The sequence below is a fragment of the Sulfurimonas limnophila genome, from assembly GCF_059705345.1.
The window spans coordinates 235,566-250,931 of sequence record NZ_AP046127.1 but is presented as its reverse complement, the minus strand read 5'-3'; the positions used below and the strand labels follow the sequence as shown (position 1 = coordinate 250,931).

27 protein-coding genes are annotated in these 15,366 nt (G+C 34.8%); 8 read left to right on the top strand and 19 right to left on the bottom strand.

Annotated features, from left to right (window positions below; all coding sequences use genetic code 11):
- The first annotated feature begins 1 nt into the window (after window position 1).
- The 8 genes from AC6H33_RS01395 to AC6H33_RS01360 all read left to right on the top strand — a co-directional run bounded on the left by AC6H33_RS01395 (window position 2) and on the right by AC6H33_RS01360 (window position 6,514).
- Window positions 2-676, top strand: a complete 675-nt coding sequence (locus AC6H33_RS01395) for a response regulator transcription factor (protein ID WP_497605194.1) — start codon at window positions 2-4, stop codon at window positions 674-676.
- A complete protein-coding gene (locus AC6H33_RS01390; RefSeq protein WP_497605193.1) occupies window positions 669-2,132 on the top strand; it encodes an ATP-binding protein in 1,464 nt (487 codons plus the stop codon). Before AC6H33_RS01395 ends, AC6H33_RS01390 begins: the two co-directional genes overlap by 8 nt.
- 207 nt (window positions 2,133-2,339) lie before the next feature.
- Window positions 2,340-3,593, top strand: a complete 1,254-nt coding sequence (locus AC6H33_RS01385) for an arsenic transporter (protein WP_497605192.1) — start codon at window positions 2,340-2,342, stop codon at window positions 3,591-3,593.
- 65 nt (window positions 3,594-3,658) lie between these two features.
- The gene (locus AC6H33_RS01380; protein WP_497605191.1) at window positions 3,659-4,507 is read left to right on the top strand and encodes a CvfB family protein; all 849 of its coding nucleotides are present in this window, start codon (window positions 3,659-3,661) and stop codon (window positions 4,505-4,507) included.
- A gap of 1 nt (window position 4,508) precedes the next feature.
- The gene (locus AC6H33_RS01375) at window positions 4,509-4,715 is read left to right on the top strand and encodes a hypothetical protein (RefSeq protein WP_497605190.1); all 207 of its coding nucleotides are present in this window, start codon (window positions 4,509-4,511) and stop codon (window positions 4,713-4,715) included.
- 9 nt (window positions 4,716-4,724) lie between these two features.
- Window positions 4,725-5,414 (top strand): lysophospholipid acyltransferase family protein, encoded by a 690-nt coding sequence (locus AC6H33_RS01370; RefSeq protein ID WP_497605189.1) that lies wholly within the window; start codon window positions 4,725-4,727, stop codon window positions 5,412-5,414.
- Window positions 5,415-5,467: 53 nt separating this feature from the next.
- Window positions 5,468-5,770 (top strand): chorismate mutase, encoded by a 303-nt coding sequence (locus AC6H33_RS01365; protein WP_497605188.1) that lies wholly within the window; start codon window positions 5,468-5,470, stop codon window positions 5,768-5,770.
- 6 nt (window positions 5,771-5,776) lie between these two features.
- Complete coding sequence (locus tag AC6H33_RS01360) at window positions 5,777-6,514, top strand: sulfurtransferase (protein ID WP_497605187.1); 738 nt, start codon at window positions 5,777-5,779, stop codon at window positions 6,512-6,514.
- Window positions 6,515-6,546: 32 nt separating this feature from the next.
- On the opposite strand, the gene infA is transcribed toward AC6H33_RS01360, so the two are convergent.
- The 19 genes from infA to rplB are packed head-to-tail and all read right to left on the bottom strand — an operon-like array spanning window position 6,547 to window position 15,365.
- A complete protein-coding gene (gene infA / locus AC6H33_RS01355; RefSeq protein WP_008338996.1) occupies window positions 6,547-6,765 on the bottom strand; it encodes a translation initiation factor IF-1 in 219 nt (72 codons plus the stop codon).
- A gap of 16 nt (window positions 6,766-6,781) precedes the next feature.
- On the bottom strand, window positions 6,782-7,540 hold the full coding sequence (gene map / locus AC6H33_RS01350; RefSeq protein WP_497605186.1) for a type I methionyl aminopeptidase: 759 nt from the start codon (window positions 7,538-7,540) through the stop codon (window positions 6,782-6,784).
- A 3-nt stretch (window positions 7,541-7,543) separates the two neighbouring features.
- Window positions 7,544-8,806 carry a preprotein translocase subunit SecY gene (gene secY / locus AC6H33_RS01345; protein WP_497605185.1) on the bottom strand — a complete coding sequence of 421 codons (1,263 nt, stop codon included), beginning with the start codon at window positions 8,804-8,806 and terminating at the stop codon, window positions 7,544-7,546.
- A 2-nt stretch (window positions 8,807-8,808) separates the two neighbouring features.
- Window positions 8,809-9,207 carry a 50S ribosomal protein L15 gene (rplO, locus tag AC6H33_RS01340; protein ID WP_277059614.1) on the bottom strand — a complete coding sequence of 133 codons (399 nt, stop codon included), beginning with the start codon at window positions 9,205-9,207 and terminating at the stop codon, window positions 8,809-8,811.
- Between the two features lie 3 nt (window positions 9,208-9,210).
- Entirely contained in the window at window positions 9,211-9,651 is a 441-nt protein-coding gene (gene rpsE, locus AC6H33_RS01335) for a 30S ribosomal protein S5 (protein WP_294929651.1), read from the bottom strand.
- A gap of 8 nt (window positions 9,652-9,659) precedes the next feature.
- Window positions 9,660-10,016: a 50S ribosomal protein L18 gene (gene rplR, locus AC6H33_RS01330; protein WP_497605184.1), complete on the bottom strand. Its 357-nt coding sequence runs from the start codon at window positions 10,014-10,016 to the stop codon at window positions 9,660-9,662.
- A gap of 13 nt (window positions 10,017-10,029) precedes the next feature.
- The gene (gene rplF, locus AC6H33_RS01325) at window positions 10,030-10,566 is read right to left on the bottom strand and encodes a 50S ribosomal protein L6 (protein ID WP_497605183.1); all 537 of its coding nucleotides are present in this window, start codon (window positions 10,564-10,566) and stop codon (window positions 10,030-10,032) included.
- Between the two features lie 9 nt (window positions 10,567-10,575).
- Complete coding sequence (rpsH, locus tag AC6H33_RS01320; RefSeq protein WP_497605182.1) at window positions 10,576-10,971, bottom strand: 30S ribosomal protein S8; 396 nt, start codon at window positions 10,969-10,971, stop codon at window positions 10,576-10,578.
- Window positions 10,972-11,015: 44 nt separating this feature from the next.
- Window positions 11,016-11,201, bottom strand: a complete 186-nt coding sequence (locus tag AC6H33_RS01315; RefSeq protein WP_497605181.1) for a type Z 30S ribosomal protein S14 — start codon at window positions 11,199-11,201, stop codon at window positions 11,016-11,018.
- On the bottom strand, window positions 11,201-11,746 hold the full coding sequence (gene rplE / locus AC6H33_RS01310) for a 50S ribosomal protein L5 (RefSeq protein WP_497605180.1): 546 nt from the start codon (window positions 11,744-11,746) through the stop codon (window positions 11,201-11,203). Before rplE ends, AC6H33_RS01315 begins: the two co-directional genes overlap by 1 nt.
- Window positions 11,747-11,748: 2 nt before the next feature.
- Complete coding sequence (gene rplX, locus AC6H33_RS01305; RefSeq protein WP_011371933.1) at window positions 11,749-11,979, bottom strand: 50S ribosomal protein L24; 231 nt, start codon at window positions 11,977-11,979, stop codon at window positions 11,749-11,751.
- Window positions 11,979-12,347 (bottom strand): 50S ribosomal protein L14, encoded by a 369-nt coding sequence (gene rplN, locus AC6H33_RS01300; protein WP_497605179.1) that lies wholly within the window; start codon window positions 12,345-12,347, stop codon window positions 11,979-11,981. The genes rplX and rplN overlap by 1 nt, the downstream gene beginning before the upstream one ends.
- Complete coding sequence (rpsQ, locus tag AC6H33_RS01295) at window positions 12,347-12,595, bottom strand: 30S ribosomal protein S17 (protein ID WP_011371931.1); 249 nt, start codon at window positions 12,593-12,595, stop codon at window positions 12,347-12,349. The genes rplN and rpsQ overlap by 1 nt, the downstream gene beginning before the upstream one ends.
- Before the next feature lie 9 nt (window positions 12,596-12,604).
- The gene (gene rpmC / locus AC6H33_RS01290; protein ID WP_300693690.1) at window positions 12,605-12,790 is read right to left on the bottom strand and encodes a 50S ribosomal protein L29; all 186 of its coding nucleotides are present in this window, start codon (window positions 12,788-12,790) and stop codon (window positions 12,605-12,607) included.
- Entirely contained in the window at window positions 12,777-13,202 is a 426-nt protein-coding gene (rplP, locus tag AC6H33_RS01285) for a 50S ribosomal protein L16 (protein ID WP_011371929.1), read from the bottom strand. Before rplP ends, rpmC begins: the two co-directional genes overlap by 14 nt.
- Window positions 13,203-13,204: 2 nt before the next feature.
- On the bottom strand, window positions 13,205-13,924 hold the full coding sequence (rpsC, locus tag AC6H33_RS01280) for a 30S ribosomal protein S3 (protein ID WP_497605178.1): 720 nt from the start codon (window positions 13,922-13,924) through the stop codon (window positions 13,205-13,207).
- 1 nt (window position 13,925) lies between these two features.
- Window positions 13,926-14,243: a 50S ribosomal protein L22 gene (gene rplV, locus AC6H33_RS01275; protein ID WP_011371927.1), complete on the bottom strand. Its 318-nt coding sequence runs from the start codon at window positions 14,241-14,243 to the stop codon at window positions 13,926-13,928.
- Between the two features lie 2 nt (window positions 14,244-14,245).
- Window positions 14,246-14,521 (bottom strand): 30S ribosomal protein S19, encoded by a 276-nt coding sequence (rpsS, locus tag AC6H33_RS01270; protein WP_497605177.1) that lies wholly within the window; start codon window positions 14,519-14,521, stop codon window positions 14,246-14,248.
- 4 nt (window positions 14,522-14,525) lie between these two features.
- Complete coding sequence (rplB, locus tag AC6H33_RS01265; protein ID WP_497605176.1) at window positions 14,526-15,365, bottom strand: 50S ribosomal protein L2; 840 nt, start codon at window positions 15,363-15,365, stop codon at window positions 14,526-14,528.
- Window position 15,366 lies beyond the last annotated feature (1 nt).

Here is a 15,366-nt window from a genome sequence, read left to right as displayed (position 1 = left end):
CATGCGAGTATTGGTTGTAGAGGATGATGAAAAAATTGCTTCTTTTATAAAAAAAGGTTTGCAAGAAGAGTCGTATAGTGTTGATGTTACGGCTAACGGTTATGAAGCTATCTATCTTGTAGAGACTAACACGTATGATATAGTTTTGCTTGATTTGATGATTCATGGGCTTGGCGGAGTAGATGTCTGCAAAAATATAAGAAGTAAAAATATCGCAACTCCGATTATTATGCTAACTGCTAGAGATAGCACTAAAGACAAAGTTGATGGGCTTGATAGCGGTGCGAACGACTACTTGACAAAACCATTCTCATTTGAGGAACTTTTAGCTCGTATACGTGCAAAACTACGAACTACTTCTACTCTCTCAAGTATAATTACTATATCTAATTTAACAATAGACACTTCTCGCCGTGAAGTAAAGCGTGGAGATAAAAAAATCAACTTAACTGCAAAAGAGTATGCTCTACTAGAGTACTTAGCAAGAAACTCTAAAAAACTATTAACCGAGACAATCATAAAAGAGAATCTAAGTGATATGGCAGAGCTTAGCATGAGCAATATCGTAAATGTCTACATCTACCGCTTACGCAATAAAATAGATAAAGATTATGAGCTAAAACTTATCCATACAGTACGAGGGTTAGGCTATATGTTGAGTGATAAAAATGTCTAAGAGCCTAAGATTAAAACTTTTATTTTATTTCTTTATTATAAATTTTATAATCCTTTTTATTTATGGTGCTTTCATATATGTAACTGCAAAAAAAGCTGTTTTAAACACAACTGATACTCAGCTTAAGATGATCTCCTTAGATGTTATCCCTGAATTTAAAGACAATGTTTATCCAAATGCTAAAAAGTTTGAGTTTAAACTACCAGAATTGAAAGACAATGTTTATCCAGACGCAAAAGAGTTTACAAATCAACTATTGGATGAATTTTTAATTGAGCCTCTTTTTTTAAAAATCATCTACTACAACAAAGAAAATAAAACTGTAGAATACGAGAGTATCTCTTCGCAAGAGATGAGTTCTATTTTTGATATACCTCTTAATGAAATGGGGCATCTTAATGGCATCTACTACTTCAACAAAGATATTTATCGTGTAAGTTCTATGCTAATGTTTGAAAGAGATAATAATAAAGTTTTCATACAATTAGCTATTCAAAACGATATTGATTCCCCCTATGTAAAACAACTTTCATACACTTTAATTATTGCAACTCCAATCATTTTAATAATTTTTCTTTTCATTGCAAATATGCTTATAAACAGAACTCTCTCTCCTGTGAAAGAAGTTATAGAGTCTGTAAAATCTATCTCCGCAAAAAGTCTCTCAAATCGTGTTAGTATAGATAATATTCCAAGTGAAATAAAAGAGCTTGTGACTACATTCAACCACCTATTAAATAACTTAGAGGACTCTTTTGCTAAGATAACTTCCTTTAGTCATGACGCATCACATGAGCTGAAAACTCCACTAACAGTTATTCGTGGAGAGATAGAAGTTGCTCTAAAACAAGATAGGTCAATGAATGAGTACAAGAGCATCTTGAGAGATATTTTAGAAGAGAGCATTAGTATTGAAAAGATAATAAATCAACTTCTTTTTCTCTCTCAAAAAAATACAACCGAAATCAAGAGTAACTTCTTGGAGGTATATTTAGATGAAGTAGTGATAGATAGCGTTAAATGGATAGAAAAACTCGCAAAAATTAAAAATATAAACATAGTTATAAAAAAAATAATTCCATCAACTATATACGCAAATGAGACGCTTTTAAAAATTGCTATAAATAATATTCTCAAAAACGCAATAACTCATAGCAATAACGATACAGTTATAGAGATTTCTATGGATGAGAACGAAAAAGAGTATTTGCTTATTATTAAAGATAATGGACATGGCATAAACGATGAAGATTTGCCTTTTATATTTGATAGATTTTATAGAGCAGACAAAGCCCGTTCACGAAAAGATTCAGGTTTTGGTTTAGGACTCTCTATTGTAAAGATGATTTTAGATATTCACAGCTACACAATCACGATACTAAGTAAAAAAGAGATAGGAACAACAGTTACTTTAAAAATCCAAAAAGAGCCCCTTCTATTAACTAGAAATATTTAGCAGAAATTATAAGATGCTTAACACTCAAAAATTTCTATACAAATACTATATATCAACATATCTTGATATATAGTTTATAAACTGTTATAATTATAAAAAATCAACTCACTAAATATATCGTTACAGAAAAAAGGATGCAATCTTGAATAAAAAAACATTTGATGAGAGAAGAACTAAACTCATCTCAATTATAAAAAGTGAGCTGTGATGATGCTTCCATTTTTCATATTTATAATAACTCTTATTTTAATTATATGGCAGCCTAGAGGGTTTCAAATAGGAACAATCGCTATGTCTGGTGCGATTGTCGCACTTGTTTTTGGTGTTGTAAATTTTAATGATGTTGCAGCTGTTTTTGATATTATCTGGGACGCAACACTCGCTTTTATAGGCATTATCATACTATCTATGATTTTAGATGAGATAGGATTTTTTGAATATTGCGCTCTGAAGATGGCAAAACTCTCTAAGGGCAGTGGAAGAAAAATGTTCTTCTACTCTATCATTTTAGGTGCTCTTGTCTCAGCACTCTTTGCAAATGATGGAGCAGCACTGATTTTAACTCCTATCTTGCTTGCAAAAATGAATATTTTAAGATTAAACACAAAAACAATTCTGGCATTTTTACTAGCTGGCGGATTTATAAGCGATAGCGCATCTCTGCCTTTTGTGTTTTCAAACTTAACAAACATAGTTACAGCTAACTACTTCAACATAGGATTTGGTACTTTTTTTGCAAATATGATATTTCCTTTTTTTATAAGTACCGTTATTAGTATGCTTGTTCTTTGGATAGTTCTGCGCAAAGATATTCCCATCCATGTAGATACTAGCTTATTGAAAAATCCAAGAGACGCTATAAAACACAAAGGGCTCTTTAACTTCTCTTGGTTTTTTATATCGCTTCTGCTTTGTAGCTACTTTATCGGGGATGTTTATCATCTTCCTATCTCTTTATTTGCTCTTGGCGGTGCGATTGTATTTCTCTTTATTGCAACTTTTACTAAGACAATTGAACCAAAGCAGATAATCAAAAATGCACCTTGGCAGGTTGTATGGTTTTCGCTTGGTCTTTATATAGTTGTTTATGGGCTCAAAAATGCAGGCTTGACTAATTACTTGAGCGAGATTTTACTCTACTTAAATACGCAAAGTCAGCTTGTTGCGGTTGTTGGAACTGGTTTTTTAGCAGCTATTCTCTCAGCTGTGATGAACAACATGCCTACTATTATGATTATGGATATTGCACTAAAAGATATTGCAAATGAGGCGATGATATATGCAAATATAATAGGCTGTAACCTTGGTCCAAAAATGACACCTTTTGGCTCACTCGCTACACTTTTATGGCTTCATACGTTAGAGAAAAAAAGGATAAAAATAGATTACTACTCATATACAAAATTTGGTCTCATCGTAACACCCATAGTTTTGTTAGTTGTCCTACTCTCACTGCTCTAAAAAAGATATAATAGCGACCTTATTTCTCAAGCACCTTGAGATAGACGGAATAACAAGGAAACACAATGAAACAAAACGAACACTTAGAATTAGGCATAATCAACACTCTTAGAATTGATAGATTTACTCCGCACGGAATCTTTTTAGAATCTCTTGATGGTAAAGATGTTCTTCTGCCACAAGCATATGTAACTGAAATCATGCAAGAAGATGAGCTTTTAGATGTTTTTTTATATACAGATTCTGAGGATAGACTTGTTGCTACAACACTTAAACCAAAAGCTATGCTAGATGGATTTGCCCTCTTTGAAGTAGTTGATGTTGCACCATTTGGAGCATTTGTAAACTGGGGTCTGCCAAAAGATCTATTTGTTCCTAAAATGTTTCAAAAAGAGCCATTTAAAGTTGGAGACAAAAGATTTTTAAAAGTCGTTTATGATGAGAGAACTCACAGACTTGTAGGTACTGAGAAGCTTGGAGATTTTTTTGAGCGCAGAGTAAAAGGTTTGGTGCAACACAAAGAGGTAGATGTGCTAATTATTGCAAAAACTCCACTTGGATTTAAGTGTATCGTAGTAGAAAAATATGAAGGTCTGATATATCACAACGAGATTTTTGAGAAGATAGAGTTAGGCGATAAAAAAAGAGCTTTTGTTAAAAATATTAGAAAAGATGGCTGTATAGACTTATCACTTCAGCAAAGCAGTGCAAAGAGAAAAGATGCCTCAGTAGAGAAGGTTCTTCTGCTTTTAAACGAAAATGGCGGAAGTATGCCTTACAACTATAAAAGTGATGCAGAACTTATAAAAGATATTTTTGGATTAAGCAAAAAAGAGTTTAAACGCTCACTAACCGCACTTGTTGAAAGCAACTCCATAGAAGTTAGAGAAAACGGCATATACCTAAAGAGCTAAGATGGCAAAAGATAAAAAAAGTATCGAACTTCTTGAGAGAAAAATATCATTCAAGCTTGAAAACACATCTTATGATGTCATAAGATTTTATCCTACTAAAATGACGGTTGATGTTATGGTTTTTGAAAACGGTATAAAAGAAGGGATGAAAACACTCCCTTTTGCACATCTACCAAAAGAGATAAAAAAAATTATAAAGCCAAACTAAGGAAATTTTTTGACACTAAATCAGATAAAAATGGCAATCTATGCAACTTTTATAACTAATTACTATGGATTTAAACTAACAACAGCTAAAAACTCCCAAGAGAGAAAAAAGCTAAGAGTTGAGTATGCAAACAGACTTCTTAATAAGCTAAATATAAAAATAAAGATTATCAACAAAGCTAAACTACCAAAAAATGGGCAATACCTTTTAGTCTCAAACCATAGAACTATAATCGATCCTCTTATAGTTGAAATTGCAACTCAAGATAGTTCAATATTTGGACACTGGATAGCAAAAAAAGAGCTTTATAACTCACTTTTCTTTGGGAAATTTACAAGGAATGCTGGAACTATTTTGCTAGATAGAGAAGCATCTCAAATGAGTACTTTTTTTAAAGATATAAAAGAGCGCACAAAAGATGGAGACTCTATTTATATTTTTCCAGAAGGGACAAGAAATAAATCTGACTTAGCAATAAGTGATTTTAAAGAGGGTTCTCAAATAATTGCAATTAAAAATAGGCTTCATATTCTTCCCGTATATATACGTTCTAGAGCGGAAAACACTTTACTATCTGCCATAAAAAATTCAAAAGTAGAGCGATTCATAGAGATAGAGTTTGGCGATATTATAGACTATAAAGATAGAGAATTATCGCTTCAAGAGGCTTATTCAAGAGCATTTAATATAGCTCAGTAATGAACTTATTGTCTCTTTTTAGATAATATACTTTACCACAAATGGAGAATAAAATGTCAGAAATTAAAAAATGCAGCTCACTGCAAGAAGTTAGAAATGAGATAGATAAAATTGATGATCTAATAGTTGAGTTAATCTCTCAAAGAAGCCATCTTGTTCGTCAAGCAGCATCATTCAAAAACAGTATTGAAGAAGTAAAAGCTGATGACAGAGTTGATTATATCTTACAAAAGGTACGTCATTCTGCAATTAAAGCTGATGTCTCTCCAAATATGATTTCTGATCTTTTCAAAATTATGATAAATGAAATGGTTGAAACTGAGATATCAGAATTTAGAAATACTCAGACATTTTAATTAATTATGAAATTTATACTAATCCTGTTTTTTACTTTAAATGCTATTGCTTATGATGCTTTTATCAAGCCAGATACACTCTATAAAACAATTCAAGATGAAAATTTAATTCTCTTGGATGCGAGTGACTACGCATCATACAATCAAAGCCACATAGCAGGTGCGATTCATGTCGATATCTCTAAATTTATAAAAAGCAAATACGCAAGACTCTCTACTAACTTTAGCCAGAAAGTAGAAAATGAGATGCAAAAACTAGGCATAAACGAAACTTCTCATATAGTTATATACTCAAGAACAAACAGTGATGATTATTTGAATGCTACATATTTGGCATATATCTTTTTACAGCATGGATTTGAAAATGTATCTATACTTGATGGTGGATATATGGCGTGGATTTTTAAATATAACGACGCAGTGACATCTAAAGCGTTAAAACCTCTAACGAAGGGGAACTTTAAAGCGACTAATAACTCTACTCTCTTAGTTGATGACGAGCACTTAAATCAGGGCCTAGAGATAGTTTCAGCAAAGAGTGTTAAAGAGATTTTCTTTGATGATTTGACACTAAAAAGTGAGTTAGAGCTAAAAAAGCTTTTTGAAAATGAGCTCATTTTATCTAAAGAGACAAAAGTTGCAATTTACCGCGATACTTCCCTAGCTGCTTATGCCAATTGGTTTATACTATATAAAATGTTTGATTTAAAAAATATGAAGATATATAAAACAACCACTGAGTAGTTATTGTAAAAGAGGCAAAAATGCCTCTTTTTTTATTTGTATCTGTAAGTGATACGCCCTTTATCTAAAGAGTATGGTGTTAGCTCTAGTTTTACTTTATCGCCTGGTAATATCTTTATATAGTGCATACGCATTTTTCCTGCGATATGACATAAAATAATATGCCCATTTTCTAACTCAACACGGAATGTTGCATTTGGCAAAGCCTCTATAATCTTGCCATCAACTTCGATAACATCTGATTTAGCCATTTTAATCCTTTTTTTCTCAAGCCAGAGATAAAATTTCAGCTTTACCATTGACAATTGCAACAGTATGCTCATAGTGTGAGCCGCGTAATCCATCGGCACTAACAACATCCCACTTATTTTCTAAAATAAGTGGCTTTGACTCTTTTTGGCATATCATCGGTTCTAAACAAAAAACCATTCCGTTTTTTATTTTTGGACCGCCCTTAGCATCTTTACCATCTAAATAGTTTGGTATTTCAGGCTCTTCATGCGGTTTTCTACCAATACCATGACCACAAAAGCTATGTAGAGGTACAAAACCTCTTGAGCGAATAGAGTTTTCTAAGATAACAGATAACTCTTTAAATCTTAGCCCAACTTTTATCGCATCAATCGCTTCATAAAGTGACTCTTTAGCGCATGCTATAAGCTCAAGATCTTTATCGCTTGCAGTTCCAACAGGTACTGTAATTGCTGCATCACCAAACCATCCATTGAGTTCAGTCCCAATATCATAACCTATAATATCACCCTCTTGGAGTTTATATTCTGTTGGGATACCGTGAATGATTACATTATTGAGTGATGTACACACAGCGCTAGGGAAGCCATAAAGTCCTTTAAAAGAAGGCTTTGCACCATGAGAGCGGATAAAATCCTCTGCCATAGCGTCTAGCTCTTTTAAAGATATGCCAATTTTTGTATTTTGTCTTAGCAGTTCTAATGCACCACCAACAATTTTGTTAGCGGCACGAAGTTTTTCAATATCGGCAGGTTGTCTAAGCGCAATGGCCATTATTTATAGACCAACGGCACTTAGTGTCTCATATTTACTCATGTAAATTTGAGCTTCGATTTTTCTCATAGTATCAAGTGCTACTTGAACAACAATCAAAACCGCAGTTCCTCCAAAGAAGAATGGGACTCCCATTCCTTTGATAATCATAAACGGAAGAGTTGCTACTAAACCAAGATATAGAGCGCCAGTAAACGTTAAGTTACTTGCTGTCATATTTAAAAATTCAGCAGTTGCATTTCCAGTACGAATACCTGGTATAAAGCCCCCTTGTTTCTTTAAATTCTCAGAAATATCTTTTGAGTTAAATGTAATTGATGCATAGAAAAATGCAAAGAAAACAACAAAAACAAATGTCAAAAAGTTAAAGAAGTAACTATTTGGATTAAGATAATCAGCTATAGCCATAATCGTTGGATTAGTGCTGCTTGACATCACAGTCATAGGAAACATTAATATCGCACTAGCAAAAATAACTGGAATAACACCAGCAAGATTTACCTTAATAGGAATGTAATTCATAACTCTTTTATTTTGATTTTGTAATATAACTTTTTTAGCGTACGTAACTGGGATACGACGCTCTCCTAGTTCAACATAAATAATTACTGCAACAGTTCCAAAAATAAGAGCTAATATAGCTAATACTGTTAAGAAACTCATTGCGCCTGTATTTACCATTGTAACTGTTTGACCAATTGCACTAGGAATTGCTGATACGATTCCAGCAAAAATAATTAAAGAGATACCATTTCCGATACCACTTTGAGTTATCTGCTCACCAATCCACATAAGTAACATTGTTCCAGCTAACATTGATACAGCTGAGAGCATTATAAATGTATTATGGTCTGCTAATATTGCGCTATTTCCATTAGGTCCTGTTAAACTTTGTAGTCCAACACTTATACCTATTGCTTGAATTATTGTTATAACAATAGTCGCATAACGAATAATTTGCATATATTTTACCATTCCATCACGCTCTTTTTTCATCTGGCCAAGAGTTGGGAATGTTGCAGCTAGAAGTTCCATTATAATTGAAGCAGTGATGTAAGGCATAATACCAAGAGCAATAATTGACATTCTCTCAACAGCATTACCACTAAACATATTAAATAAACCTAGTGCGTCTGATTGATGTGAATCGAAGAATGAAGCTATAACAGCAGCGTCAACGCCTGGAACTGGCACGTATGCCAGTAGGCGATAAATAAATAAAAACCCGATAGTAATAAATATCTTATTAACTAGATTTTTATTCACGACTATTTACCTGTTGCAGTAACGTTGTCGTCTTTAATTTTTGATGCTAAATCTTTAGCAGATGCACCAACTAACTTAACTTTAGTAACGCCAGCACCAATTTTATGAACGCCACGGATACTTTCCATAGTTATTTCAGCTAATTCTGCAACCGCTTTAATTTTTTCTACATTGATTACATAAGGTTTTACAACACGAGATGTAAATCCAATTTTTGGTAATCTTCTTGCAAGTGGAGTTTGTCCACCTTCAAAGTTTCTTTTTCTTGAACTACCTGAACGAGCAGTTTGACCTTTTCCACCACGTGTAGAAGTCTTACCCATTCCAGAACCACATCCACGACCAACTCTTTTACGATTAGCCGTAGAACCCTCAGCAGGTGTTAAATTTTCAATACCCATAATCTATCCTTTTAAGCGACCTAGTGCTTCAACTGTAGCGCGCACTAGTGTACCTGGATTGTTTGAACCTATACTTTTTGTAAGAATGTCTTTAATACCAGCAAGTTCAAGAACGTGACGAGTAGCGCCACCAGCGATTACCCCTGTACCTTCTGAAGCAGGTTTTAAAAGAACACGACTTGCATTATATTTATGCTCAATATCATGTGCAATTGTAGTACCTTTGATACTAACTTTGCTTAAGTTTTTAAACGCATTATCAACAGCTTTTTTAATAGCATCTGGAACTTCTTTCGCTTTTCCAGCACCAAAACCGATAGTACCTTTTTTATCACCAACAACTACAAGTGCTGTAAAACGGAAACGACGTCCACCTTTTACAACTTTTGTAACACGGCCTATATTTACAATTGATTCTTCAAAATCTTCTCTATTGATTTCCATTTTAACCCCTAGAACTTAATTTCGTTTGCACGAAGTGCGTCACCAAATGCAGCTATAACACCGTGATATTGGTAACCATTACGATCAAATACAATTTGAGAGATTCCAACTTCTTTAAGTTTTGCAGCGAATGCAGCACCTAAAGCAGCAGCACCATCTTTATTTGCTTTGTGACCTGTAGCTTTTGAACTTAATGATGTTAAAGTTGTTGCAGTTACATCATTAATAGCTTGGACACTTAAATAACGATTTGAACGAAATACAGAAACACGAGGAAGTGAAGCACAACCAGATATTTTTGCACGAATACGACGCTTACGTTTTAAACGATTAGCGATTTTGCTTTTTAATACTTTTGCTTTCATCTATACCCCTTTCCTATTTTTTTGAAGTCTTACCGGCTTTACGCACGATAGTCTCATCTGAATATTTAACACCTTTACCTTTGTAAGGCTCTGGTGGGCGGAATCCTCTTACTTCAGCAGCAACTTGACCAATAACTTGCTTGTCATGACCTTTTAAAGTAATAACATTTTTCTCAACAGCTGCTTCAATACCTTCTGGTAATTCATAGTTAATATCATGAGAGAAACCAAGTTGAAGGTTAAGTATATTTCCATTTACAGAAGCACGGTAACCAACACCATTAATCTCTAACTGTTTAGTGTAACCAGTTGTTAAACCAGCAACAACGTTTGCAGCTAATGCACGATATGTGCCCCAGAAAGCTTTATGTGCACGAGAATCTGAAAGAGTTGCAAAAGTTAAAACATTTCCATCTATATTGAAAGCAACATTGCCTTTTGTATCTAAATCAACACTATTTTTGCCTTTAGCAAAAGTTATAACATTTCCGTTTGCGCTTACTTTTACGTCTGCTGCAAACTCTACAGGTAATTTACCAATTCTTGACATGTTACTCTCCTACCATACTGTACACATAACTTCACCACCAACACCAAGTGCATAAGCCTTGTCATTTGGTAGAACGCCATGTGATGTACTAACAATAATAGTTCCGTATCCATTTTTGAAACGTTTTATCTCATCTTTACCTTTGTAAACACGTCTACCAGGCTTAGATACTCTTTTCATTTCGTTAATAACACTTTTACCATTGTCACTATATTTTAATACAACATTGATAGTTTTTTTAACGCCGTCTTCAACAACGTTGCAGCTTTCAATATAACCTTTTTCAACTAAAATATTAGCTAACGCCTCAACACTCTTAGAGTGAACAAGTGTAGTAACATCTAATCTTCTCATACCAGCATTACGAATACGAGTTAACGCGTCCGATACTAAATCATTAATCATTTATTTTCCTTTGCTAATCACTAGAAGTTTCAAGTTGGTAATAATTACCAGCTTGACTTTCTAACGCCTGGGATTAATCCCTCATTTGCCATTTTTCTAAAACATACACGACAGATTCCGAAGTCACTGATTACAGAGTGTGGACGACCACAAATCTGACATCTAGTATAAGCACGAACTTTAAACTTAGGCTCTCTAGCAGCTTTAACAATCATTGACTTTTTAGCCATTAGTTGCTCCCTTTACTAAAAGGCATACCCATTTTCTCTAAAAGAACGAATCCTGCCTTATCTGACTCAGCTGATGTTACAACTGTAATATTCATACCATGAATTTGCATAATTGAATCATAGCTAACCTCTGGGAAAATCAACTGCTCTTGAAGTCCGAAGTTATAGTTTCCACGACCGTCAAAGCCATTACGTGGAACACCACGGAAGTCTTTTACACGAGGAAGAGCCATAGACACAAGACGATCAAAGAAGTTATACATCTTTTCACCACGTAACGTAACACGTATACCAACTGGCATACCTTCACGAACTTTAAAACCTGCAACAGATTTTTTTGCTATTACAGTACTTGCTTTTTGACCAGCGATAGTAGTAATAGTATCTTCAATGTTTTGGATAAGTTTATTATCCTTCATTGCAAAACCTGCACCAACAGAGATAACAATTTTATCTAATGCAGGAATTTGCATTGGATTTTTAATTCCTAATTCTGCTTGTAACTCAGGTTTTAAGCTTAAGTATTTATCTTTCATACGAGCCATAATTATGCCTCCACTTTACGAACATTTGAAACATCTATTGGCATCTCTTTATTTAAATGTCCACCTTTAGTGTTCTCTTCAGTTGGCTTAATAGCTTTTTTTACTATTTTACAACCTTCAACTATTACCTTGTTTTTCTTTGGTAATACCGCAAGTACAGTAGCTTTAGTTCCGCGATCATCACCAGCGATAATTTCTACAGTATCGCCTTTTTTGAATTTAAATTTTGCCATCACACAACCTCCGGCGCAAGAGATACGATTTTCATAAAACCACTGTAACGTACTTCACGTGCTATTGGTCCAAAAATACGAGTGCCAATTGGCTCTCTTTTGTCATCAAGTATAACAGCTGCATTATCATCAAAACGAATTAAAGAGCCGTTTTCACGGTGAATCTCTTTAGCAGTTCTAACAACAACAGCTTTTACAACTTTACCTTTTTTAACTTTAGCAGTTGGTGTCGCTTTTTTTACAGAAGCGATAATAACATCACCTACTTTTGCATAACGACGTTTAGAACCGCCAAGTACCTTAATACACATAACCTCTTTAGCACCTGTGTTATCAGCTACATTTAGACGAGTAAAAGCTTGAATCATTATTTAACTCCTACTACTACTGACTTGAGTCTATATGATTTAGTCTTAGAAAGTGGACGACATTCGATTGCAACAATCTCATCACCTACTTTTAACTCATTACGCTCATCATGTACTAGGTACTTTTTGAAGCGTTTTACAACTTTATGGTAACGAGGGTGCATAACACGACGCTCAACAACAATACTTGCTGTTTTATCGCCTGAAATCTTTACTACATTACCTTGAATTTCACGTTTATGTGTCATTGCCAGCCTTTATTTCGCTGCACTAAGTGCAGTGTTGATTCTAGCAACATCTTTTTTAGCGATACGAAGTTCGCTAGTATTTTGTAGTTGCATCATCTGTCTTTTTATTTTAAGAGTAAAAAGCTGTGTTTTTTTCTCTTTTAGCATTGCTTGAAGCTCTGCTACGTTTTTATCTGCTAAATCAGAATATTTCATTGCTCATCTCCGCAGTTATTATTTTTGTTTTGAATGGTAATTTGTGTAACGCAAGAGTTAATGCTTCACGAGCAAGCTCTTCTGGAACACCAGCCATCTCAAAAATTATACGACCTGGCTTAATATTCATTACCCATTGGTCAACTGAACCTTTACCTTTACCCATACGAGTTTCAAGAGGTTTAGCAGTTAATGGTTTTGCTGGGAATACTCTAATCCAGATTTTACCATTTCTTTTAATATGACGAGTAGCCGAGATACGAGCTGACTCAATCTGACGAGAGTTGATACGACCTGCTTCAACTGCTTTTAGGGCAATATCACCAAATGCCAATGTATAGCCTGAACGAGCGTAACCACGGTTACGACCTTTCATCATCTTACGATATTTAGTTCTCTTAGGCATCAACATGATTATTCAGCCTTTCCGCTATTTTCGCGTTTAGGAGCACGCTTCGGACGACGTGTCTCTTGTTTTTCTTCTTTTACTTCAGCAGGAATACCTTTTGTGAGAACTTCACCTTTGAATATCCAAACTTTTACACCTATACAACCGTATGTAGTGTGTGCTTCAGCAAAACCATAATCTATTTTTGCACGAAGTGTATGAAGTGGAACACGTCCCTCTAAATACCACTCTGTACGAGCCATTTCAGCTCCACCAAGACGACCGCTTACAGATACTTTAATACCTTTAGCTCCGCCTCTTTGTGCATTTTGCATAACTTTTTTCATAGCACGTCTAAATGCAACACGGCGCTCAAGTTGAGTAGCTACATTTTCTGCAACAAGTTGAGAAGAAATTTGAGCTTTTTTCTCTTCTTTGATATTTACTGATAAAGGTTTACCAACAAGTGCTTGAAGAGTATCTTTAAGCTTCTCAATATCTGAACCTTTTTTACCAATGATAATACCAGGACGAGCAGCAATAATAGTTACACGTAATCTTTTTGCTGTTCTCTCAATAACTATGTTAGAAACACCAGCATAGTAAAGTTCTTTTTTCAAATATGTACGAATCTTGTGATCTTCACCTAAGTATGCTGCTGCAGTCTTAAAGTTAGGAAACCATCTGCTTTCCCAATTACGGTTGATACCAAGACGTAAACCAATAGGATTAACTTTTTGTCCCATACTATTTACCCTCTACTTCTACTAAAATATGCGCTGTTGGTTTTCTAATACCTGAAGCCATACCACGAGCACGTGGGCGGAATCTCTTAAGTACTGGACCATTATCAACACGGCATGATGTTACTATACAATCAGCTGCTTCGTTACCGCTGTTAGCAACTGCTGACGCAACTACTTTAGCAATAATTTTTGCTGCTTTGTTTGGTGTGAATTCTAAAGATGCTAATGCAAGTTCAGCATTCATACCTTGAATCTCTCTTGCGATAAGACGAGATTTAATTGGTGAAACACGGATAAATTTTAATAATGCTCTAGCCATGATTAACCTTTCTTCTGTACAGAGCCCTTGTGGCCCTTAAAAGTACGAGTTGGTGCGAATTCACCTAATTTATAACCAATATGGTTTTCTGTTACATATACTGGAACAAATTGACGACCGTTATGAACGTTAAAAGTTATACCAACCATATCAGGCAGAACCATACTTCTGCGAGACCATGTCTTGATAGGTTTCTTATTACCTTCTGCCTTAGCTGAAAGTACTTTCTTCATTAAATGATCATCAACAAATGGACCTTTTTTTACACTTCTTGCCATTTAACTACCTTTTCGGATTAGATTTACGGCGAGTAATAATAAGTTTATCACTTGCTTTTTTACGACGAGTTTTAGAACCCTTCGTTGGTTTACCCCACGGAGTAACCGGATGACGACCTGAATTCGTTTTACCTTCACCACCACCATGCGGGTGATCGATTGGGTTCATCGCAGAACCACGAGTTTGAGGACGAATACCCATATGACGAGTACGACCAGCTTTACCAAGAACGATATTGATATACTCTTCATTACCTACAGCGCCAACAGTAGCCATACACTCACCAAGAACTAAACGCATCTCAGATGAAGGCATACGTAATGAAACATACTTACCATCACGACCCATAATTTGAGCAGAAGTTCCAGCTGAACGAACCATTTGTCCGCCTTTGCCTACTTTTAACTCTATGTTATGAACAGATGTACCAACTGGTATATTCATAAGTTTCATTGCATTACCTGGCTTAATATCTACACCTGTTACATCAGCGATAATCGCATCTCCAACATTTAAACCTTTTGGTAATAAGATATATCTTTTGTCACCGTCTGCATATGTAATAAGTGCAATACGACAGTTACGGTACGGATCGTACTCAACTGTACTTACTGTACCAGGAACACCATGCTTATCTCTTTTAAAATCGATAATACGGTAAAGTTTTTTAGCACCAGCTTCTTTATGACGAGATGTAATGCGTCCATTGTTGTTTCTTCCAGCACTTGCAGGAAGTTTTACAAGAAGAGAACGAACACTTGCTTTAGAAGTAATGTCACTATTTTCAACGTTTGTATAAAAACGACGAGACGGAGTTGTTGGTTTATAAGATTTTATTGCCATA